The sequence below is a fragment of the Streptomyces sp. NPDC002499 genome, assembly GCF_053595415.1.
In genome coordinates this window covers 201,319-221,843 of sequence record NZ_JBSFXO010000015.1, presented here as the reverse complement: position 1 = coordinate 221,843, position 20,525 = coordinate 201,319, and the positions used below count along the sequence as shown (strand labels likewise).

Annotated in this window: 19 protein-coding genes; 10 read left to right on the top strand and 9 right to left on the bottom strand. The window is 70.3% G+C overall.

What is annotated here, in order from left to right; translation table 11 throughout:
* Positions 1-64: 64 nt before the first annotated feature.
* From ACWD5F_RS37960 to ACWD5F_RS37950, 3 genes are all read left to right on the top strand, one after another.
* Positions 65-1,528 (top strand): ABC transporter permease, encoded by a 1,464-nt coding sequence (locus tag ACWD5F_RS37960; RefSeq protein WP_451260838.1) that lies wholly within the window; start codon positions 65-67, stop codon positions 1,526-1,528.
* 104 nt (positions 1,529-1,632) lie between these two features.
* Entirely contained in the window at positions 1,633-2,316 is a 684-nt protein-coding gene (locus ACWD5F_RS37955) for an ABC transporter ATP-binding protein (RefSeq protein WP_401713643.1), read from the top strand.
* A gap of 217 nt (positions 2,317-2,533) precedes the next feature.
* On the top strand, positions 2,534-5,854 hold the full coding sequence (locus tag ACWD5F_RS37950; protein WP_451260837.1) for a S8 family peptidase: 3,321 nt from the start codon (positions 2,534-2,536) through the stop codon (positions 5,852-5,854).
* 77 nt (positions 5,855-5,931) lie between these two features.
* Here the strand turns inward: ACWD5F_RS37950 and sigJ are convergent, their stop codons facing one another.
* The gene (sigJ, locus tag ACWD5F_RS37945) at positions 5,932-6,816 is read right to left on the bottom strand and encodes an RNA polymerase sigma factor SigJ (RefSeq protein WP_451260952.1); all 885 of its coding nucleotides are present in this window, start codon (positions 6,814-6,816) and stop codon (positions 5,932-5,934) included.
* Positions 6,817-7,030: 214 nt separating this feature from the next.
* Here sigJ and ACWD5F_RS37940 point away from each other — a divergent pair, with 214 nt between their 5' ends.
* Complete coding sequence (locus ACWD5F_RS37940; RefSeq protein ID WP_451260836.1) at positions 7,031-7,576, top strand: YceI family protein; 546 nt, start codon at positions 7,031-7,033, stop codon at positions 7,574-7,576.
* Between the two features lie 62 nt (positions 7,577-7,638).
* A complete protein-coding gene (locus tag ACWD5F_RS37935) occupies positions 7,639-8,442 on the top strand; it encodes a globin domain-containing protein (protein ID WP_451260835.1) in 804 nt (267 codons plus the stop codon).
* A 3-nt stretch (positions 8,443-8,445) separates the two neighbouring features.
* Here the strand turns inward: ACWD5F_RS37935 and ACWD5F_RS37930 are convergent, their stop codons facing one another.
* Positions 8,446-9,363, bottom strand: a complete 918-nt coding sequence (locus ACWD5F_RS37930; RefSeq protein WP_451260834.1) for a helix-turn-helix domain-containing protein — start codon at positions 9,361-9,363, stop codon at positions 8,446-8,448.
* Between the two features lie 179 nt (positions 9,364-9,542).
* Between ACWD5F_RS37930 and ACWD5F_RS37925 the strand changes: the two genes are divergently transcribed.
* Positions 9,543-10,583: an NAD(P)-dependent alcohol dehydrogenase gene (locus tag ACWD5F_RS37925; RefSeq protein WP_451260833.1), complete on the top strand. Its 1,041-nt coding sequence runs from the start codon at positions 9,543-9,545 to the stop codon at positions 10,581-10,583.
* 65 nt (positions 10,584-10,648) lie between these two features.
* On the opposite strand, the gene ACWD5F_RS37920 is transcribed toward ACWD5F_RS37925, so the two are convergent.
* From ACWD5F_RS37920 to ACWD5F_RS37910, 3 genes are read right to left on the bottom strand one after another with little or no spacing between them, the layout of a single operon-like run.
* Positions 10,649-11,695 (bottom strand): FecCD family ABC transporter permease, encoded by a 1,047-nt coding sequence (locus tag ACWD5F_RS37920; protein WP_451260832.1) that lies wholly within the window; start codon positions 11,693-11,695, stop codon positions 10,649-10,651.
* 2 nt (positions 11,696-11,697) lie between these two features.
* Positions 11,698-12,687: a FecCD family ABC transporter permease gene (locus ACWD5F_RS37915; RefSeq protein WP_451260831.1), complete on the bottom strand. Its 990-nt coding sequence runs from the start codon at positions 12,685-12,687 to the stop codon at positions 11,698-11,700.
* Entirely contained in the window at positions 12,684-13,733 is a 1,050-nt protein-coding gene (locus ACWD5F_RS37910) for an ABC transporter substrate-binding protein (RefSeq protein ID WP_451260830.1), read from the bottom strand. Before ACWD5F_RS37910 ends, ACWD5F_RS37915 begins: the two co-directional genes overlap by 4 nt.
* Before the next feature lie 127 nt (positions 13,734-13,860).
* Between ACWD5F_RS37910 and ACWD5F_RS37905 the strand changes: the two genes are divergently transcribed.
* The gene (locus tag ACWD5F_RS37905) at positions 13,861-14,244 is read left to right on the top strand and encodes a VOC family protein (RefSeq protein WP_451260829.1); all 384 of its coding nucleotides are present in this window, start codon (positions 13,861-13,863) and stop codon (positions 14,242-14,244) included.
* Between the two features lie 124 nt (positions 14,245-14,368).
* The gene (locus tag ACWD5F_RS37900; protein WP_451260828.1) at positions 14,369-15,136 is read left to right on the top strand and encodes an SDR family oxidoreductase; all 768 of its coding nucleotides are present in this window, start codon (positions 14,369-14,371) and stop codon (positions 15,134-15,136) included.
* A 29-nt stretch (positions 15,137-15,165) separates the two neighbouring features.
* Here ACWD5F_RS37900 and ACWD5F_RS37895 read toward each other — a convergent pair whose 3' ends face one another.
* The 4 genes from ACWD5F_RS37895 to ACWD5F_RS37880 all read right to left on the bottom strand — a co-directional run bounded on the left by ACWD5F_RS37895 (position 15,166) and on the right by ACWD5F_RS37880 (position 18,967).
* Positions 15,166-15,843 (bottom strand): DUF3885 domain-containing protein, encoded by a 678-nt coding sequence (locus tag ACWD5F_RS37895; protein ID WP_451260827.1) that lies wholly within the window; start codon positions 15,841-15,843, stop codon positions 15,166-15,168.
* Positions 15,840-16,967 carry a serine hydrolase domain-containing protein gene (locus tag ACWD5F_RS37890; protein ID WP_451260826.1) on the bottom strand — a complete coding sequence of 376 codons (1,128 nt, stop codon included), beginning with the start codon at positions 16,965-16,967 and terminating at the stop codon, positions 15,840-15,842. The genes ACWD5F_RS37895 and ACWD5F_RS37890 overlap by 4 nt, the downstream gene beginning before the upstream one ends.
* Before the next feature lie 120 nt (positions 16,968-17,087).
* A complete protein-coding gene (locus ACWD5F_RS37885) occupies positions 17,088-17,828 on the bottom strand; it encodes a hypothetical protein (protein WP_451260825.1) in 741 nt (246 codons plus the stop codon).
* A 209-nt stretch (positions 17,829-18,037) separates the two neighbouring features.
* A complete protein-coding gene (locus ACWD5F_RS37880) occupies positions 18,038-18,967 on the bottom strand; it encodes a DUF5829 family protein (protein ID WP_451260951.1) in 930 nt (309 codons plus the stop codon).
* A gap of 153 nt (positions 18,968-19,120) precedes the next feature.
* Between ACWD5F_RS37880 and ACWD5F_RS37875 the strand changes: the two genes are divergently transcribed.
* A complete protein-coding gene (locus tag ACWD5F_RS37875; RefSeq protein ID WP_401713617.1) occupies positions 19,121-19,696 on the top strand; it encodes a TetR/AcrR family transcriptional regulator in 576 nt (191 codons plus the stop codon).
* A gap of 222 nt (positions 19,697-19,918) precedes the next feature.
* The gene (locus ACWD5F_RS37870) at positions 19,919-20,524 is read left to right on the top strand and encodes a (2Fe-2S)-binding protein (RefSeq protein ID WP_451260824.1); all 606 of its coding nucleotides are present in this window, start codon (positions 19,919-19,921) and stop codon (positions 20,522-20,524) included.
* The last annotated feature ends 1 nt before the right edge of the window (position 20,525 follow it).

Genomic DNA, 20,525 nt, shown 5'->3' with positions numbered 1-20,525 from the left:
CCTTCTCATCGTTCTCTTATGTCGGCCTTATCCAGTCATCACGCGCTGTACCTAGCTTGCGGCCATGTTCTTCACCTACCTGAGGCGCGAACTGCGCCGCCGCAGAAAGGCGGCCCTCGTCGTCGCCTCCGGGCTCGCGCTGGGTATCGCGCTCGTCATCGTGGTCAACTCCGTGTCCTCCGGCATGGGGAAGGCGCAGGACAAGGTCCTTCAGTCGCTGTACGGCCTCGGTACGGACATGACGGTCACCAAGGCCGCCGCCGCCTCCACGAGCACCACGGACCGGCCGCGCTTCAACTTCGACGCGCAGGCCGACGGTTCCGACTCCGAGCAGAGCAGTGACCGCGTGATGGTGCAGGGCTTCCAGACCCTGGCGAACACGACGGTCTCCAAGGTCGGTTCGCAGAGCGGTGTCTCCGACGCCGTCGGCGGCCTGAGCCTCCAAGTCATCAAGGTCAACGGGCAGTTCACCCGCGGCCAGTTCCAGCAACAGGGCGGCGGCGGTCAGAACGGTGGCGGTCAGAACGGTGGCGGCGGCGGTCAGCCGCAGGGCGAGGTCCAGGGCGGTGGCGCCAACTTCGACGTCAACAGCTACTCCGTCTACGGCGCCGACGTCACCAAGCCGGCCCTCGGCCCGCTGACCTCGTCGAAGATCACCAGCGGCCGTACCTTCAAGACGACGGAGACCAACTCCAAGGTCGTCGTCGTCGACTCGGCCTACGCCAAGGAGAAGAAGTACAAGGTCGGCTCCACGATCACCATCAAGAAGGTCAAGTTCAAGGTGATCGGCATCGCCACCGCCGACAGCGGCGACTCGGCGGCCAACCTGTACATCCCGCTCACGCAGGCGCAGACGCTCAGTGACTCGAAGAACAAGGTCACCACGATCTACGTCAAGGCGACCGACTCCCAGCAGATCAGCTCGGTCAAGTCGACGATCCAGAAGAACGTCTCGGGTACGACGGTCACCACCTCCGCCGACCTCGCGGACACCGTCTCCGGCTCCCTCTCCACCGCCTCCTCCCTCGCCACCAGCGTCGGCAAGTGGCTGTCGATCGCGGTCCTGATCGCGGCGTTCCTGGTCGCCGGTCTCCTCACCTCCTCCGCCGTCTCCCGCCGCGTCCGCGAGTTCGGCACCCTCAAGGCCCTCGGCTGGAAGTCGGGCCGCGTGACCCGCCAGGTCGTCGGCGAAGCGGTCGTCAACGGCCTCCTCGGCGGCGCCCTCGGCATCGCCGTCGGCCTGGCGGGCGCGTACGTGGTCACGGCCATCAGCCCCACCCTGTCCGCCCAGATGGGCAGCACCGGTGGCGGTGGCGGCGCCGGCGGTCCCGGCGGCGGTGGCGGCTTCGGCGGCCCCGGACGGGCAGCGGCCAAGACCCTCGACGTAGCCCTGACGGCTCCGGTGAGCGTCACGACCGTCGTCCTCGCGGTCGGCCTCGCGGTGGCGGGCGGCCTGATCGCCGGTGCGTTCGGCGGCTGGCGCGCGTCCAGGCTCCGCCCGGCGGATGCCCTGCGCAGAGTCGAGTAGCGGTCCCGTAGCCGACCCAGGGGCGCGGGGAACTGCGCGACCAGCCCCCACAGGCCGGCAGCAAACGACGAAGCGCACCACCCCAAATCCTCTCTGGAGCCACCATGTACGAACTAAGAGGCGTCACCAAGCGCTACACCCGCGGCAAGGAAGCGGTCGTCGCCCTGGACAACGTCGACCTCAACATCGCGGACGGCGACCGCCTGGTCATCCAGGGCCCCACCGGCGGCGGCAAGTCCACCCTGCTGCAGATGCTCGGCGCCCTCGACCGGCCCACCGCAGGTGAAGTCACCCTCGACGGCACCGACTTGGCCAAGCTCTCCGAGGCGAGGCTGACAAAGGTCCGCAGCGAGAACATCGGCTTCGTCTTCCAGTCCTTCAACCTCATCCCCACCCTCACCGCCCAGGAGAACGTGGAGACCGCCCTCGTCCCCCTCGGCATCAAGGGCAAGGACCGCCGCGAACGGGCGGCCGAGGCGCTGAAGTCGGTCGGGCTCGGCGAACGCCTCGGGCATCTGCCGTCCGAGATGTCCGGCGGCCAGCAGCAGCGCGTCGCGATCGCCCGCGCGCTCGTCAAGGAACCGAAGGTGCTGCTCGCCGACGAGCCCACCGGCAACCTCGACGAGTCGATGCGCGACGAGATCATGGACGTACTGGAGCGCATGTGGAAGGAGTTGGGGTTGACCTTCATCATGGTCACCCACGACTCCTCGATCGCGAAGAAGGCCCCGCGGGTCGCGACGATTCGCAAGGGACGCATCACTGTCAAGGAGAACGCGGGGGCATGACGGGGCGTGAACCGCGCGGAAACGTAACAGGATTCCCGCGGTCGCGTAACAGTCTTCCTACCTGGTTCTTACCGCCCTCTCATCTCTTGAGGTGCCTGATCGCCCCCCGGCATACTGCGTATTCCGGGGGGCGCACGTATGTGCGGGACCACCCCCGGCCGGGTGAACGGGGAGTATTCGCCCGGTACTTCTGCTAGGGGGAGTTTTGCGCAGACAAGTGAAAAAGGCGTGCGCGGGCACGATCGCCGCGGCCGCCGCCGTGGCCCTCGCGGCGGGCATGACCAGCCCGGCGCAGGCCGAGGCGGAGCAGACCGGCACCACTTCGGCCCAGTCGGCCAAGTCGTCGCTCACGAAGCACCGCATCACCCTGATCACCGGTGACCGCGTCTCCGTCGACGCCAAGGGCCGGGTCGTCGGCCTGGAGCCGGCGAAGGGGCGCGAGCACATACCCGTCCAGATCCGCAAGACCGACGGCCACACCCTGGTCGTACCGGCCGACGTCGCGCGCATGATCGCGACCGGCAAGATCGACCAACGGCTGTTCGACGTCACGGAGTTGAACAAGGCCACGACCCGCACGTCCCAGAAGCAGGGACTGAAGGTCATCGTCGGCTACAAGGGCGCCGCGGCGGCGACCAAGGCCGACGTCCGTGACGCGGGCAAGCTCCGGCACGCCCTCACCACGCTCAACGCGGACGCGGTGCAGACGCCGAAGCAGGACGCGCCCGAGCTGTGGGACGCGGTGACCAACGGCTCGAAGACGGCCTCCGGCATCGCGCACGTCTGGCTCGACGGCGTCCGCAAGGCCAGCCTCGACAAGTCCGTGCCGCAGATCGGCGCCCCCACCGCGTGGGCCGCCGGCTACGACGGCAAGGGCGTCAAGATCGCCGTCCTCGACACCGGCGTCGACGCGACCCACCCGGACCTCAAGGACCAGGTGATCGCGGCCAAGAACTTCTCCACCTCGCCCGACGCCACCGACAAGTTCGGCCACGGCACGCATGTCGCGTCCATCGCGGCCGGCACCGGCGCCAAGTCGAACGGCAAGTACAAGGGTGTCGCCCCGGGTGCCAAGCTGCTCAACGGCAAGGTGCTCAGCGACGACGGCTACGGCGACGACTCGCAGATCATCGCGGGCATGGAGTGGGCGGCCGAGCAGGGCGCCAACGTCGTCAACCTGAGCCTGGGCGGCGGTGACACCCCGGAGATCGACCCGCTCGAAGCCGAGGTGAACAAGCTGTCCGAGGAGAAGGGCATCCTGTTCGCCATCGCCGCCGGCAACTCGGGCGACTTCGGCGACGAGACCATCGGCTCGCCGGGCACCGCCGCCGACGCGCTGACCGTCGGCGCGGTCGACGACAAGGACAAGCTGGCGTCCTTCTCCAGCCGCGGCCCCGGCCTCGACGGGCAGATCAAGCCCGACGTGACCGCCCCCGGCGTGGACATCACCGCGGCCGCGGCCCCGGGCAGCGTCATCGACAAGGAGGTCGGTGAGAAGCCCCCGGGCTACCTGACCATCTCCGGTACGTCGATGGCGACCCCGCACGTGGCGGGCGCGGCGGCGATCCTGAAGCAGCAGCACCCCGACTGGGGCTTCGCCGAGCTGAAGGGCGCGCTGACCGGATCCACCAAGGGCGGCAAGTACACGCCGTTCCAGCAGGGTTCGGGCCGCATCCAGGTCGACAAGGCCATCAAGCAGACGGTGATCGCCGACCCGGTGTCGGTGAGCTTCGGCGTCCAGCAGTGGCCGCACACCGACGACACCCCGGTCACCAAGCAGGTGACGTACCGCAACCTCGGTACGAAGGACGTCACGCTGAAGCTGGCGGCGACCGCCACCAACCCGAAGGGGCAGGCCGCTCCGGCCGGCTTCTTCAAGCTCGGTGCCACCACGGTCACCGTCCCGGCCGGCGGCAAGGCCTCCGTGGACCTGACCGTCAACACCAAGCTGGGCGGCACGCTCGACGGCGCGTACTCCGCGTACGTGACCGCGACGGGCGACGGCCAGACCGTGCGGACGGCCGCGGCCGTGCAGCGCGAGGTGGAGTCGTACGACGTCACGCTGAAGGTCATCGGGCGGGACGGGAAGCCGGCGCCGTTCTACAACGCGTCCCTGGCCGGCGTCTCCGGTCTCGGCAAGGAGAAGTTCTACTCTCCCTACGACCCCGACGGCACCGTCACCGCCCGCATCCCCAGGGGCCAGTACATCCTGGACAGCGGTGTGTTCGTGGACCCGGAGGACTTCGCCAAGGGTGCTGACTGGCTGGCCCAGCCGAAGCTGAGCGTCACCAAGAACACGTCCATCACACTGGACGCCCGGACCACCAAGCCGGTGGCCATCACGGTTCCGGACGCGGCGGCGAAGTCGGAGTTCGCCTCGCCGGAGTACTCGATCGAAACGGCGAACGCCGGGTACAGCTTCGGCTGGTTCCTGACGACGTACGACAACTTCCGCACTGCGCACCTCGGTCCCCAGATCACCGACGGCTCGCTGACGCAGCAGTGGGACGGTCACTGGACCAAGGGGACGACCGAGGAGTACGACACCACGATCGGCGCCACGGTCAAGAAGCTCGCCACCGGCTACACCAAGCACTACAAGGCGAGTGAACTGGCCAAGGTCAAGGTGGGCCTGGGCTCCGGGGCGAGCGGCAAGAAGGGCGCGCTGAGCGCGACCGGCTGGCTGGCCGACAGCAACGGCGCCTCCTCGATGGCCGTCCCGCAGACCCTGCCCGGCACCCGCACCCTGCACCTGTCCACGTCGGGCGGCGTGCAGTGGAATCTGGACTTCGAGCAGTACAACGGTGTCGACGAGCACAACTTCCCGATCACCGAGGCGTACTACACGATCGGCGCCGGTCAGACCTTCAAGGCCGGCAAGACGTACTCGAAGACCTTCAACACGGCCGTCTTCGGACCGCACCTGAACTCCGAGTTCGGCCTGTACCGCGACGGCAACAGCATCTTCGGCGTCGTGCCGCTGTTCGCCGACGGCAAGGGCCACGCGGGTTCGTCGACCTTCACTTCGGCCGACACGACCCTGTACCGCAACGGCCGCAAGGTCTCCTCCAACCACGACCCGCTGTTCGGCGACGGCCTGTTCACGGTCCCGTCGGCCGCGGCCGACTACAAGCTGACCACCTCGGTCAAGCGCAGCGTCAAGATCGCGGCGGCCTCCACCCGCATCGACGCGAGCTTCACGTTCCGCTCGAAGAAGAGCACCAACCTCACCAAGCTCCCGGCCTCCACGGTCCGCTTCAACGCGACCACGGGTCTGGACAACCGGGTCGAGGCCGGCAAGACGGTCTCCATCCCGGTCTCCGTCGAGGGCTCGGCCAAGGGCAGCAACCTCAAGTCGCTGTCGGTGTACGTCTCCTACGACTACGGCCAGACCTGGAAGAAGGTCAGCGTCGTGGGCGGCAAGATCAAGGTCAAGAACCCGGAGAAGGGGAAGGCCATCTCCTTCCACGCGAAGATCACCGACAAGAAGAACAACAAGTCGACGATCTCGATCTACAACGCGTACTACGGCAAGTGAGCCGCTAGTTCGCGAGTGAACGAGGGCCCGCCGGAGGTACTGCCTCCGGCGGGCCTTTCGCATCCCGGGACCCGGAGTCAGCTCCAGGAGCGGAGCTTCTCCGGGTTCCGCACGCCCCACACGTGCCGGATCCGGTCGCCCGCGACATCGAAGGCCAGTACCACCTCCGTGACGCCGTCCACCTGCGCCACCAGCCCTGCCTGGCCGTTGACCGTGCGCTCCAGGACGATCACCTTCACCGGAGCCCTGGCCATCAGGTCGGCGAAGTAGCGCGCGACCGCCTCGCCGCCGCGGATCGGGCGGGGCGCGGCGCTGGCGAGGCCGCCGCCGTCGCCGGTCGCGGTGGCGTCGGGGTCGAGGAGGCGGACGAGGGCGTCGATGTCCTGCGCCTCCCACGCCTCCTTGAAGTGCCGGACGACGTCGGCGCGTTGGGCCCCCGAGGTCGCCGGGGCGGCCGACGACTGTGCCGCGCGGATACGACGCCGGGCGGACGAGGCCAGCTGACGGCACGCCCCCGGCGTACGCCCGACGATCTCCGCCACGTCGGCGAAGGAGTACCGGAAGACGTCATGCAGGACGAACGCGACGCGCTCGGCCGGGGTCATCGACTCCAGCACGACGAGGAAGGCCATGTTGACCGACTCGTCGAGGGTGACCCGGTCGGCCGGATCCGCCGCCGCGCCGCCGGCCCACCCGCCGGTCCACTCCGTACGGTCGGGCACCGGCTCCGGGATCCACTCACCGACGTACCGCTCCCGCCGGGCCCGTGCCGAGCGCAGCAGGTCGAAGCAGATACGGCTGGCGACCGTCGTCAGCCACCCGCCGGGCGCGGCGACGGCATCCCGCTGCGCCACGGGCATCGCGTACCAGCGGGCGTACGTCTCCTGCACGACGTCCTCGGCGTCGGCCAGCGAACCGAGCAACCGGTAGCCGAGATTGATGAGTTGACGCCGCTCGCTCATGATCGCGTCGAGCCCCGCCTCGGCCGACTCCTCGCTCACGCCGGTCCCTCCCTCACGGATCGCAGGTCATCACCTTCATGGAGACGACTTCATGGATACGACGAGACGGCGGCCCGGAATGTGAGGCGGGCCCCTGACATTCTCCGGGCCGCTCTCGTCGTACCTCTGTGACACCTCAGACAGCCAGGGAAACAGGGAAACAGGGAGGAAGGCCATGAACGACCTGTCGGAGCAGGCCGCACTCACCGGGGACTACGTTCTCGACGCCACCCGCACCCGGATCGGGTTCGTCTCGCGGGCCATGCTGATCAGCACGGTGCGCGGGCGGTTCGAGGAGTTCGAGGGCGGGGCGCACCTGGACGGGGAGGACCCGTCGAAGTCGGAGGTCCGGCTGACCCTCCGCACGCGGGGCCTGCGGACCGGCAACGCCCGCCGGGACGAGCACCTGCGCGGCGCCGACTTCCTGGACGGCGACCACCACCCGGACATCACCTTCACGTCGACGCGCGTACGCCGGACCGGCGCGACCCGCTTCACGCTCACCGGCGACCTGACGATCCGTGGCACGACCGGCCCGGTCACGGTGGACCTGGAACTGACCGGCACCGGCACTGGTATCGGCACCGGCGACCACATCGCCTTCACCGGCCGGGGAATCCTCAACCGCAGGGACTGGAACGTGAGTTGGGGCGGCCGTCTGCTGGCCGACAAGGTGACCCTGGAACTGGAGGTCGCGCTGATCCATTACGCCCAGCGCTGACACGCGCGAAGGCCCCGCCGGAAGATCCGCGTCCGGTGGGCCGCGCGTGTTTCGGTGAGCGCATGACCACACAGACCGTCGAGTACATCCGCTACCGCATTCCTCAGACCCGCTCGGCCGAGTTCGTGGCCGCGTACACGCGCGCGGCGGCTCAGCTGGCGGCGGCGCCCCAGTGCGTCGACTACGAACTGACGCGCCGCGAGGGCGACATCGGGGACGACACCGGCGAGGACACCGGGAACGACGCGCACTTCGTCCTGCGCATCACCTGGACCTCGACCGAGGACCACCTGAAGGGCTTCCGCACCTCGGAACTGTTCCCCGGCTTCCTCGCGGAGATCCGCCCGTACATCGAGAACATCGAGGAGATGCGCCACTACGCCCCGACGCCGGTACGCGGCACGGGCTCCGCGCTGCCGACGCTCCACGACTGGGCGGGCGGCGCCGAGGCCTTCTCCCGTCTGACATCGGCCTTCTACGACAAGGTCCTCAAGGACGACCTCCTGTCTCCGCTCTTCGCCGACCTGGCCCCCGAGCACGCGGAGCACGTCGCCGTCTGGCTCGGCGAGGTCTTCGGCGGCCCGGCCACGTACTCGCACACCCAGGGCGGCCACAACCACATGGTCGCGATGCACGCCGGCAAACACATCACCGAGCCGCAGCGCCGCCGCTGGGTCAACCTCATCCAGGACGCGGCGGACGAGGCGGCCCTCCCCACGGACGCGGAGTTCCGCTCGGCGTTCCTGGCGTACGTGGAATGGGGCACGAGGCTGGCGGTGTACTTCTCGGGCCCGAACGCCCAGCCGCCGACCGAACAGCCGGTACCGAAGTGGAGCTGGGGCGCGATGCCGCCGTATCAGGGATGAGCTTCAGGCCGAAGGCCTCACACTGCTGCCCGCCCGCGACGCATCCGCTCCCCAGCTCGCCAGCAGGCGTAGGGACTCCTCGCTCTGGGTGCCCGCTTCCGCGTGGTAGGCGACCAGGCCCTGTTCCGTGTCGTCGGCCAGGCGGAAGGACTCGAACTGGAGGGCGAGGTCGCCCACCAGGGGGTGGTGGAGGCGTTTGACGCCGAAGCTCTTCTCCTTGACGTCGTGGGTGGCCCACAGGCGCCGGAAGTCCTCGCTCTTGACGGAGAGTTCGCCGACGAGGGTGGCGAGGCGGGGGTCGTCGGAGCAGCGGCCCGCGTCCATCCGGAGCACGCAGACGATGTCGATCGCCTTCTGCTCCCAGTCGACGAAGAGGTCCCGGTAGTCGGGCCGCAGGAACACCAGCCGCGCCCAGTTCCGCTCCTGCGGCGGCAGCTCGCCCCAGTCGCCGAAGACCGCCGCCGCCATCCGGTTCCAGGCGAGGATCTCCGTGCGCCGCCCCGAGATGTAGGCGGGCACGCTGTCCATTGTCTCCAGCAGCCCGCGCAGCGAGGACCGCACCTGCTGCTGGGCGCACGCCGCCGCCTGCTTCTTCTTGAGCTTCGGCTTCGCGAGATGCGTCAGATGCGCGTGCTCGGCGTCGGTCAGCCGCAGCGCCCGCGCGATCGAGTCCAGCACCTCCGACGACACGTTCCGCCCGTTGCCCTGCTCAAGCCGCGTGTAGTACGCCACCGAGACGCCCGCCAGCTGCGCCAGCTCCTCGCGCCGCAGCCCGGGCACCCGCCGGTGCCGCCCGAAGTCCGGCAGCCCCACGTCCTCCGGCTTCAGCCGGGCCCGCCGGGTGCGCAGGAACTCGCTGAGCTCGGCACGCGGGTCGAGGGAGCCGGCGGGCTCCCGTACGGGATCTGGCTGTCCATCCATACGTCCAGTATTCCCGGTCGTACGCACACCAGCCTGTCCCCGCCAGTGGTAGGCACGCTGGACGTAGGCAGAACGGTGGTCTGGGTGAATCCCCGGGCGAGGGCCAGTGTGGACGTCGTGCCCGGTCAGAAAGACTTCTGAAGGCGACCGGGCGCATACCCCCGCTAGGAGATCCCGGCATGACTACCGTTGCTGCGTACGCCGCCCCCGCCGCCAAGGCGCCGCTGGAGCGCACCACCATCGAACGCCGCCCGGTCGGCGAGTTCGACGTCCTGATCGACATCAAGTTCGCCGGTATCTGCCACTCGGACATCCACCAGGTCCACGAGGGCTGGGGCGAGGCGATCTTCCCGATGGTCCCGGGCCACGAGATCGCGGGCATCGTCTCCGAGGTCGGCCCCGGCGTCAGCAGGCACAAGGTCGGCGACCGCGTCGGCGTCGGCTGCATGGTCGACTCCTGCCGCGAGTGCGAGAACTGCAAGGCCGGCCTGGAGCAGTACTGCACCAACGGCAACGTCGGCACGTACAACGCCGTCGGCAAGGACGGTGAGCCCACCTACGGCGGCTACTCCGAGAAGGTCGTCGTCGACGAGAACTTCGTCGTCACGATCCCCGACGGCCTCTCCCTCGACGTCGCCGCCCCGCTCCTGTGCGCCGGCATCACCACGTACTCCCCGCTCAAGCACTGGAACGCGGGCCCCGGCAAGAAGGTCGCCGTGGTCGGCTTCGGCGGCCTGGGCCACATGGCCGTCAAGATCGCGCACGCGCTCGGCGCGGAGGTCACCGTCCTCTCCCAGTCGCTGCGCAAGCAGGACGACGGCCTGAAGCTGGGCGCCGACCACTACTACGCCACCAGCGACCCGAAGACCTTCGAGGAGTTGCACGGCACCTTCGACCTGATCATCTCCACGGTGTCGGCGCCGCTGGACTTCGGCGCCTTCCTCTCGCTGCTGCGCACCGACGGCGCCCTGGTGAACGTCGGCGCCCCCGAGGAGCCCATCTCCCTCAACCTCTTCTCGGTGATCGGCGGCCGCAAGACCCTCGCGGGATCCGGCATCGGCGGCATCCGGGAGACCCAGGAAATGCTGGACTTCTGCGCCGAGCACGCCCTGGGCGCGGAGATCGAGCTGATCAGCGCGTCCGAGATCAACGAGGCGTACGAGCGGGTGCAGAACAGCGACGTCCGCTACCGCTTCGTGATCGACACGGCGACGATCTGATCCCGTCGCGGCAACCGTCGCGAGCGCAGACCTGACGGCCCCGGAGGCGCACTCCTCCGGGGCCGTCAGTACGTCGTCGTACGCCGCCCCAGCAGCCACAGCAGGTACGGCCCGCCGACGAGCGAGGTCAGCGCGCCGACCGGCACCTCCAGCGGGGGCAGTACGGTACGGGCCGCGAGATCGGCGCCGACCAGGATCACGGCACCCGTCAACGCGGCGTTGAGCAGCGGCAGTTGAGGCGTCCGGGTGAGCCGGCGGGCCAGTTGCGGCGCGGTCAGCGCGACGAACCCGATCGGCCCCGCCACCCCGGTCGCGGTCGCGGCGAGCACGACACCGAGCACGGTCAGCCCGAGCCGGACCCGGTCCACCCGCACCCCGAGCGCGGCGGCCGTCTCCGGGTCGAGGCCGAGCGGCCGCGTCGCCCGGCTCGCCCACACCAGCGCGGGCAGCGACAGCAGCAGTACGACGCCCAGCGGCCCGGCCTGCTCCCAGCCGCGCCCGTTCAGGCTCCCGGTCAGCCACAGCTTGACCTGCTCGGCGGCCTCCAGCTCGCTGTCGGTGAGATACAGCTGCACGACGGCGGAGAGCGCGACCCCGATCCCCACGCCCGTCAGCACGAACCGGCTCGGCTGCATCCCGTGCCGCCACGCCAGTACGTACACGAGCGCGGCGGCGGCAAGCCCGCCCGCCACGGACACGATCGGCAACGCGCCGGGCGAGGCGACGACCCCGGTCGACAGCGCCAGCACGGTCGCGGCGGCGGCCCCGTGCCCGACCCCGATCACATCGGGACTGGCCAGCGGATTGCGGGTGACGGTCTGCACGAGGGCCCCGGACAGCCCGAGCGCCGCGCCGACGAGGGCGCCGAGCACGATTCGGGGGACCCGCAGCTCCGAGACGACGAGTTCGTAGGGCCCGCTTCCGGTACGCAGGGTGTGCCACACCTCGGCAGGCGAGATGTACGTCTGCCCGAGACAGGCGGAGGCGAGCATGACGCCGGCGAGGAGGAAGAGGAGGAGAACGGCGACGACTGCCGAACGGCGGTGCAGGAGAAGGGAGATACGGGGGTGGGGGCGCAGTACCACTGAGGCACGGGCTGTCGTACCGCTCATGCTCAAGCCGCCGTACCTTTCCTGCGGACGAGCACCACCAGCACAGGTACGCCCACCAACGCCGTCATGACTCCCGCCGGCACCTCCGCCGGAGCCCGAACCACCCGCCCCAAGACATCCGCCCCCACCAACAACCCCGCCCCCAGCAACGCGGACAACGGCAGCACCGCCCGATACCCCCCGCTCACCAACCGCCGAGCGAGATGCGGCACCGCGAGCCCCACGAACGCGATCGGCCCCGCGGCAGCCACGGCCGCGGCGGTCAGCAGCGTCGCGCCGAGCGCCGCGCACCCCCGTACCAGACCCACCCGATGCCCCAGCGCCCGAGCCGTCTCGTCGCCGAGGGCCAGCGCGTCCAGGCCGCGCGCGCAGCCGATCACCAGCAGCGCCCCGACCAGGAGGAACGGCAGCATGCGGACGACCGTGTCGGTGTCCCGGCCGCTGAGCGAGCCGACCTGCCAGAACCGGAACTGGTCGAGCGTGGCGGAGCTGGAGGTGAGGACGACGGTCGTCGCGCCGGCGGTCATCGCGGACAACGCGGTGCCGGCGAGCGCGAGTTTGACCGGCGACGCGCCTCCCCGCCCGCGCGAGGCGATCCCGTACACGAGGAACGCGGCCACGACCGCGCCGGCGAAGGCGTACCAGACGTAGCCGCCGAAGCCGTACCCGCCGGCCCCGAACGCGATGGCGAACACCACGCCCGCCGCCGCCCCCTGGCTCAGCCCGAGGATGCCCGGGTCGGCGAGCGGGTTGCGGGTGACGGCCTGGAGCGCCGCGCCGGCCAGGCCGAGCGCCGCGCCCGCGGTCAGACCGACCTCGGTACGCGGCAGCCGCAGCGACCGTACGACCAGCGCGTCCGGTGAACTCCCGCCGTGCACAAGGGCGTCGAGCACCGCGGACGGCGGAATCGCCCGGGTGCCGACGGCGAGGCTGAGCAGCGCGGCGACCGCCACCACGAGGGCGGCGGTCGGCCAGGCGAGGCGTCGGATCACGTGCCGAGGTGCTCGGCGAGCTGCGTCACGACCAGACGGGCGGCGGTGGGACCGGCGTTGAGGTACCAGGGGTCGTCGTCGACCTTGACCGCGTGCCCGGCCTTGACCCCGGCCATCGACTTCCACAGCGGCCCGGCGAGCACGGACGCGGCGTCGGTCTTGCCGGCGTCGCCCTGGACCGAGTAGAAGATCCAGTCGCCGTCCGCGGTGTCGATGCTCTCCGCGCCGAGGTCCTCCGAAATGGCTGTGAACTGCTGGGACTTGGGCCGCTTGAGACCCATGTCGACGGCGATGGAACCGGTGAAGGAGGAGACGCCGAACATGCGCGTGCGGTCGGGTGTGAAGCGCACCATGGAGACGGTCGGGTCGCCCGTGACCGTCTTCCCCTTCGCGGCCGCGTCGCCGACGATGCCGTCGAGCAGCGTCTGCGCCTGCTGGCCCTTGCCGATGGCGGCGCCGACCAGCAGCAGGTCGCGCTTCCAGTTGATGCCGTTGCCGGCGGTGATCACGGTGGGCGCGATCTTCGACAGCTTCGGATAGAGGTCGCCGAGCGAGTCGTTGGCCAGGATCAGGTCCGGCTCGGCGGCGGCGAGCGTCTCGAGGTTGGGCGCCTGCCGCGTGCCCGCGTCGGTCATGTCGGCGAGCTGCGCCTTGTACTTGGGGAAGGCGTCCGCCAGATAGTCGGGCACCAGACCGGCGTTGTCGGCGCGCGTGGTGGCCGCCGGTACGGTCCCCAGCGAGAGCAGGTCGTCGAGCTGGCCGGTGCTGAGCACGGCGATCTTCTTGGGCGCCGCCTTGATGGTCGTCCTGCCCTCGAAGTGCGTGACGGTACGCGGGAACGTCCCGTCCGTGTCCGGGTCGGCGCCCATGCCCTCGGCGAGCGCGCTGGGGGCGGCGGACGGTCCCTCGGAGGCGCCGATGACCTTGTTCTGCGCGCCGGCCTTCTTCTCGGTGCCGCTGTCACCGCTGTCCGAGGAGGAACACCCGGCGAGCAGTCCTCCGACGACGGTCGCGGCCACGACGGCCTTCAATCCCACTGCACGCACGAGCGCTACTCCGATACACGTCGATCACATCGTTCACATGGGTCACGAGGATCGCCGTTGATCCTGTTAAGGCAAGCCTTACCTTAACTGCCCTGCGGAGTATGTTGGGCGTGAGGAGGCCCACACGATGACCGTGCAGCTGAACCACACCATCGTCGCCGCACATGACAAGCAGACGTCGGCCCGGTTCCTCGCCGACATTCTGGGACTGCAAGTGAGCCCGCAGTACGGCCCGTTCATCCCCGTCGAGATCCCCAACGGCGTGACGCTCGACTACCTGGACACGGACGGCGCCATCACACCGCAGCACTACGCGTTCCTGGTCTCGGAGGACGACTTCGACACCATCTTCGCCCGCGTCCAGGCAGCCGGCCTGACCTACTGGGCTGACCCCTTCCACCGCCGCCCCGGCGAGATCAACCGCAACGACGGCGGCCGCGGCGCCTACTTCGACGACCCGAACGGCCACAACCTGGAGATCCTCACCAGGCCGTACGGCAGCGGAGGTTGATCCCCACCGATCGCCGCCGATCCCCGCCGAAAACTTCTCCCTGTCGGCTGTCACATTCCTCGACGCTCCCGGGTCATGTCGGTGAGGCACCCAGCCTCACCGCGACGAACAGGGAGCAGAGACCATGCCGACATCACCCATCCTGGTCACCGGCGGAACCGGCACACTCGGCCGCCATGTCGTCCCCCTCCTCCGGTCGGCCGGCCACGAGGTCCGCGTCCTGACCCGCCACGGCCGCCCTCCGGTCGACGGCGTCGAGTACGTCACGGGAGACCTGCTCAAGGGGGAGGGGGTGGCGGCGGCCCTCGACGGCACGGAGACCGTCCTCCACCTGTCCGGCGGCCCCAAGGGCGACGACGAGGCGACCCGAACCCTGGTCCGGGCGGCCCGCGTGTCCGGCGTCCGCCACCTGATCTACATCTCGGTGGTCGGCGCGGACCGTGTCCCGCTGGCCTGGCTGCGTACGAAGCTCGCGTCGGAGCGGGCGATCGCCGACTCGGGCATCCCGTTCACGACGCTGCGCGCGGCCCAGTTCCACGACCTGGCCCTGACCATGGTCGAGAAGATGGCGAAGCTCCCCGTCCTCCCGGCCCCCGGCGGCCTCCGCCTCCAACCGGTCGACACCCGCGAAGTCGCCGCGCGGCTGGCGGAGTTGACCCTGGCCGCCCCCGCCGGCCCGGTCCCCGACCTGACCGGCCCCGAGCTCTACGACCTCCCCGCCCTGGTCCGCCCGTACCGCCGGCTCCTCGGCCACCGCGACCGCCCGACCCTGCCGGTACGGGTGCCCGGGAAGGTGGGGCGGGCGTACCGGGCGGGGGCGAACCTGACGGTGGAGGGCGCGGAGCGCGGGAAGCGGACGTGGGAGGAGTTCTTGGGGGAGCGGTTGGGATAGGCGGGGTGTCGGTGGGTGACGCGCGCGGGTCAGAGACCGGCCGAGTTGCGGGGCAGCCAGTCGGCGTGCCGCTCGCGGAGCGCGTCCCGCTCGGCGGGGGTGGTGAGGACGACGTCCGCGCCACCGTCGTACGGGCAGTGGATACGGCGGAGTTCCGGGTCGGTGACGAAGACATCGGCGAGCGTGTCGTCGGCGACCGCGTGCAACAGGGCGTCGGCGCAGCCGTGTTGCCATGGGCGGAGGTCGGCGTAGAGGCGGAAGTGGGTGTGGAACTCGGGGTCGGGATCGTCCACTTCGGACTCGGTCCACCAGCGGACGCCGGTCGGGTGGAGTCGCTGCCGGTGCGGGTACCCGGCGGGGCCGGTCGGTGTGAGCGACCAGTCCATGGTCACGACGTACACCTCGCGGCCCGTGAACAGCTCGTCGAGGACCGTGTTGTAGCGGTGCAGCAGGATCGCGTACTCGTCCTCGGACTCCGGGTAGCGCTTCGAGCCGGGGAGGCTGTGGAAGCGGACCCAGACGTCCGGGTACGTGCTGCGGAAGGTGTGGGCGAGGGGCGGGACCGACGGGTGGCGGTCGCGCCACAGGACGGCCAACTCCGGGAGGTCTGACGGCGTTCGTGTCGAGTCCGGTGCGGGCGTCGAGGGTGCGGAGGGCGTCGCGGGCGTGAGCCCGTCGGTCGACGTCGACGACGCCCCGTCGCTCACCTGCCGGCCTTCGCCCGCAGTCCCTGGAGGCCGTCGTAGGCGGCCATCACCATCTCCAACCCCCGGCTGTCGTCGCCGGGTTCGCGCATCTGGTTGGTGACGTACGCGATCGCCGTACGGGCCTCGGGTTCGACCATGACGAGGGAGCCGCCCCAGCCGCCCCAGCCGTAGGTGTTGCCGAACAGGCCGTAGCCCAGGCCGTATCGGACGGGCATGCCCAGGAGGCGGTCCTGGCCCTGGAACTGTTCCACCCACGCCCGGTCGCACCCCGCCCGCGACAACAGCCGTACGCCGCCCACCTCGCCGCCGCACGCCATCACCGACTGCACGAGGGCGACCGAACGGGCGTTGCCGAAGCCGCTCGCGGCGGGGATCTGGGCGCGGCGCCAGGCGACGCTGTTCCCGTCGCGGACGCGGATTCCCGTACCGGGGGCCGGAGTCGGGGCGCCGATGCCGGGTGCGCTGGAGAGGTAGTCCTCGTCGTGGGACGGGGGCGGGACCGTGAGCGCCACCCGGTCGTCGTGCTCGGCGGCCAGGCCCATGTGGAAGTCCGCGCCCAGCGGTCCCGCGATCTCGTCGGCGAAGAACTCGCCCGGGGTGCGCCCGGTGATCCGGCGCACGACCTCGCCGACCAGGAACCCCTGGGTGAGCGAGTGGTATCCGGCCGCCGTGCCCGGTTCCCACTCCGGGGCCTGCGCGGCGAGCCGGGCGGTGGCGGACGACCAGTCGTAGGCGACCTCGGCCGACCACTGTCCCTCGAAGTCGGGCAGGCCGGCGGTGTGCGAGAGCAGGTGCCGTACCAGCACCCCGTCCTTGCCGGCCGCCGCGAACTCCGGCCAGTAGCGGGCGACGGGCGCGTCCACGTCCAGTTCACCGCGGTCGGCGAGGACCAGTGCGATGAGCGCGGTCATCGTCTTGGTGACGGAGTAGACGTTGACGATCGTGTCCCGCTGCCACGGCACGGTGCGGGCCGCGTCCGCGAACCCGCCCCACACGTCCACCACGGGCTCCCCGTCCACGAAGACGGCCACCGCCCCACCGACGTCCCCCTCGTCGAGCAGAGCGGCCAGTGCGCTGGGCACGGCGTTGAAGAGGTCGTCGTAGGAGCCCTGGATGTCGGCCATGGGTCGTATTCAGCCCGCCGGGGTGGGGTGAGGGCAACCGATTTTCGGGGGAGCGAGGGGGAGTGAGGGGGGAGTGGGGCGGGCGGGGAGAGGGTGGCGGCGGAAGCCGGCTCGGGGCCCCTAGGCCCACAGGCTCTCCCAGCGCGCGTCGACGCTCCAGGCCTCCGCCCCCGACGCGAACTCGGTGAAGATCGCCGTCACTTGATCCCGGTCGTTCAGCACGCACCGGTAGTGCCGCTCCATCGAACCGTCCCGGTGCTCGACCGCGAACTCGCCCGCGGCCACACCCGCGTCGGGGCCTTGGCCGACCTGGACGAAGCGGCCGTTGGGCTTCTCGAGGATCAGGAACCAGTTCTCCGGGGACAGCCGGCGCACGGCGCGCTCGATCACGTCGAGGTCGGGGTCCTCGATCTTCAGCCCGACGCACGGCTGAAGGCTCAACGCATCGGCGCCGTCCGCTCCATCTGCGCCATCCGCGCCATCCCTTCCGCGCAGCGCCGGCGGAAGGTGGAGCACCTCCGCCTGCGGGTCGAAACAGACCAGCCCATGGCGGCCGGCGAGGTCCAGTACCGCGGTCGCGGTCGCATCGGCCCGACCCCACGAGATCGGCATGATCACGTGCGCGTCGGACACATCGAGACCCGCCGTCCACGGGGACGCCTCGGCCTGCGAGAAGTCCGCCGCCGACTCCGGGAGTTCGGGGAAATCGACGATCAGCGCCCGATGGAACGCGGTCACCGCGTCGTTCGCGACCACTCCCGCCGCCGAAGGACCGCCGTCGCACAGCGACTTGTACGTCTCGGCCGCCGCCGACGCCGAGATCCGCCCGGGTTCGAACCACACCGCCAGATCGAAACTCATGCCGTCCCGTCCCCTCCACCGAAACCCGCCACTGGAGCCTGCCACCGAAGCCTGCCACCGGGGCCTGCCCTCGAAGGAGACCGAGCGTAGGCGGAGCCTCTGACAACGCACGGATCCTCTGACAACGCACGGATCGGGAATCGGCCGGCGGGACGCGCAGGTGCGCCCCCTGTCGAGAGGGCGCACCCACTGCCTACGTCTCAATCCCTCTACTGCGCGCCGTTCGCGGCGAACGTCCACACCGCGTGGCTGCCGGGGCCGACCGTGAGGGTCGAGTTGCCGATCTGCTCCACGTGCCGGTCCTTCACGGGCCGGTTGAGGGACATCTCGACCCGCTGGTAACCCGCTTGGGCACGCGGGACGACGTTGAGCCGGATCGTGGTGCCGCCGCCCTCCGCGACGACGCCACCGCCCGCCACGCTCCGGACGGTGAACCCGCCGGCCCGCAGCAGCGGCACGGTGTCGGCGAGGTCGCCCGCGGTGATCGCGATGCGTACGGACGTCACGTCACGCATCAGGTGGGTGCGGTAGTCGTCCGGGAGGACGCGCTCGCGGCCGACGTCACCGGGGAAGCTCGCCGGCTCGGTCTTGCTGCGAGGATCGGCGAAGTACTCCGACCGGTACTCCATCCCCCAGGCCCCGAAGGCGTCGTACTGCGTGTCGGTGAAGACGGCGTCGAACCACGGCACGGGCACGCCGTCACCGAAGTCCCGGGTCTGGAGGAAGTCGATGGGCTCGGCGACCCCTTCGTCCTTCAGCCGCTCGGTGACCGTCGCCAGGTCCCCGGCCCGCTCGGTCGACAGACCCAGCCCGGCGGACCCGAGGGTGCCGTCCTGGCCGGGGACGTCACCGACTCCGAACAGCTCCACGTAGGTCTCACGGCCCAGCAGATAGCGCCCGGTCCAGGTCTGTCCGCCGCTGCCGGTCGTGGTGCGCACCTGGAAGTTGGCGAACTCCCGCAGGTAGTCGGAGTGTTCGATGGCGTCGGCCGTCTCCCGGTCGAAAACCCCGTAGGAGTGGTTGTAGAGCAGCAACTGCCGCCCGTACGAGTCGCCCGAGGCCCGGCTCCCCTCGGCCTGTGCCGTCCCCACCCCACCCCCGATCGCTCCGGCGAGAGCCACAGCGAGCACGATGATCATCCGCAATGTCCGACGAATCAGCATGCGGGGGAGCGTAGAGCGGGGAGGGCGGGGCCGCCGTACCTTGTGAGCGAGGCTGAAATGCTTGACACCGGCCCAGGCGTCATCGACGTATATCCGATGACATTGAGTGTCATCACTAGGATGAGCGACATGGGTCGATGGATGCCGGACGCAGCGGGCCGCTTGTCGCGGGCCGCGCTCGAGCTGTACGAGGAGCGCGGCTTCGAGGACACCACGGTCGCCGAGATCGCCGAGCGGGCCGGTCTGACCAAGCGGACGTTCTTCCGCCACTTCCCCGACAAGCGCGAGGTGCTGTTCCCGCTCTCGGCCCGGATCCACCAGACGATCGTCGACGCCATGGCCGCCGCGCCGGCCGACCTCTCGCCGCTCGCCGTCGTCCTGGAGGGGTACGGCGCCGCCGTGAACATGGTGAATACGGCGCACGCGCACGCCAGGCGGCGCCGAGCCGTCATCGTGGCCAACCCGGAGCTCCAGGAACGGCAGCTGACCAAGTTCGCCCAGACCAGTTCGGCCGTGACCGAGGCCTTGTGCGAGCGCGGTGTCGCGCCGCGGGCCGCCTTCCTGACCGCCCTGGCAGGTGCCGCCGCGTGGAGAGCCGCGCGCGAATGCTGGCTCGAGGGTCCGGAGACACAGGACCTGCACGCCCTGCTGCGGGAATGCGCGGAGGAGCTCAGGGCCGAGGTCGCGGCCCCGCTCAAGCCGTAGGCCACGGCCGCAGGTAAGCCGTGAGCTCCGGCCGCAGGTGAGCTCCGGCCGCAGGCGAGCCACGGCCGCAGGTAAGGCACGGCCGCAGGTAAGAGACACACCCACCGCCACCGCCCCACCTCCCCCGTCGCTCTCGTCACCCATGACACCTGGTGTCATCACTGTTACGATGACACCAGGTGTCATCACCTGCCACGTGTCGACCGAGAGGGTGCATCGCGCATGTCGGAAACGTTCGACGAGGCCACCACGCTCAAACGACGAACCTTCGTCGCGGCGTCGACAGCGGTGGCCGGCCTCCCCCTGCTGAGCTCGGACCGCCTGCCCGCATCGGCGTCCGCGGCCGCACCCACGCCGGCCGACCAGCTCTCCACCGTCCGTCTGACGGTCAACGGCGAGCAGCGCACCGCGCAGGTCGACAACCGCACCTCACTCCTCGACCTGCTCCGCGAGCACCTGGACCTCCCCGGCACGAAGAAGGGCTGCGACCAGGGCGCCTGCGGAGCCTGCACGGTGCTCGTGGACGACCGGCGGGTGAACTCCTGCCTCGTCCTCGCCGTGATGGCCCAGGACGCGCACGTCACCACCATCGAGGGCCTCGCCCGGGACGAGCAACTGCACCCGCTCCAGCAGGCGTTCATCGACCACGACGGCCTCCAGTGCGGCTACTGCACGCCGGGGCAGGTCCTGTCGGGCGTCGCCTGTATCGCCGAGGGCCACACCGGCTCCCGGGCGGAGATCCGCGAGTGGATGAGCGGCAACCTCTGCCGGTGCGGGGCGTACACGAACATCGTCTCCGCCATCGAGCAGACCGCCAAGGAGGCGTGAG

What these genes read in the sequence shown, in the direction of transcription:
- ACWD5F_RS37960 (WP_451260838.1), top strand. Translation starts at nt 65, where the DNA reads ATGTTCTTCACCTACCTGAGGCGCGAACTGCGCCGCCGCAGAAAGGCG.
- ACWD5F_RS37955 (WP_401713643.1), top strand. Translation starts at nt 1,633, where the DNA reads ATGTACGAACTAAGAGGCGTCACCAAGCGCTACACCCGCGGCAAGGAA.
- sigJ (WP_451260952.1), bottom strand. Translation starts at nt 6,816, where the DNA reads ATGAGCGAGCGGCGTCAACTCATCAATCTCGGCTACCGGTTGCTCGGT.
- ACWD5F_RS37940 (WP_451260836.1), top strand. Translation starts at nt 7,031, where the DNA reads ATGAACGACCTGTCGGAGCAGGCCGCACTCACCGGGGACTACGTTCTC.
- ACWD5F_RS37935 (WP_451260835.1), top strand. Translation starts at nt 7,639, where the DNA reads ATGACCACACAGACCGTCGAGTACATCCGCTACCGCATTCCTCAGACC.
- ACWD5F_RS37930 (WP_451260834.1), bottom strand. Translation starts at nt 9,363, where the DNA reads ATGGATGGACAGCCAGATCCCGTACGGGAGCCCGCCGGCTCCCTCGAC.
- ACWD5F_RS37925 (WP_451260833.1), top strand. Translation starts at nt 9,543, where the DNA reads ATGACTACCGTTGCTGCGTACGCCGCCCCCGCCGCCAAGGCGCCGCTG.
- ACWD5F_RS37920 (WP_451260832.1), bottom strand. Translation starts at nt 11,695, where the DNA reads ATGAGCGGTACGACAGCCCGTGCCTCAGTGGTACTGCGCCCCCACCCC.
- ACWD5F_RS37905 (WP_451260829.1), top strand. Translation starts at nt 13,861, where the DNA reads ATGACCGTGCAGCTGAACCACACCATCGTCGCCGCACATGACAAGCAG.
- ACWD5F_RS37900 (WP_451260828.1), top strand. Translation starts at nt 14,369, where the DNA reads ATGCCGACATCACCCATCCTGGTCACCGGCGGAACCGGCACACTCGGC.
- ACWD5F_RS37890 (WP_451260826.1), bottom strand. Translation starts at nt 16,967, where the DNA reads ATGGCCGACATCCAGGGCTCCTACGACGACCTCTTCAACGCCGTGCCC.
- ACWD5F_RS37885 (WP_451260825.1), bottom strand. Translation starts at nt 17,828, where the DNA reads ATGAGTTTCGATCTGGCGGTGTGGTTCGAACCCGGGCGGATCTCGGCG.
- ACWD5F_RS37880 (WP_451260951.1), bottom strand. Translation starts at nt 18,967, where the DNA reads ATGATCATCGTGCTCGCTGTGGCTCTCGCCGGAGCGATCGGGGGTGGG.
- ACWD5F_RS37875 (WP_401713617.1), top strand. Translation starts at nt 19,121, where the DNA reads ATGGGTCGATGGATGCCGGACGCAGCGGGCCGCTTGTCGCGGGCCGCG.
- ACWD5F_RS37870 (WP_451260824.1), top strand. Translation starts at nt 19,919, where the DNA reads ATGTCGGAAACGTTCGACGAGGCCACCACGCTCAAACGACGAACCTTC.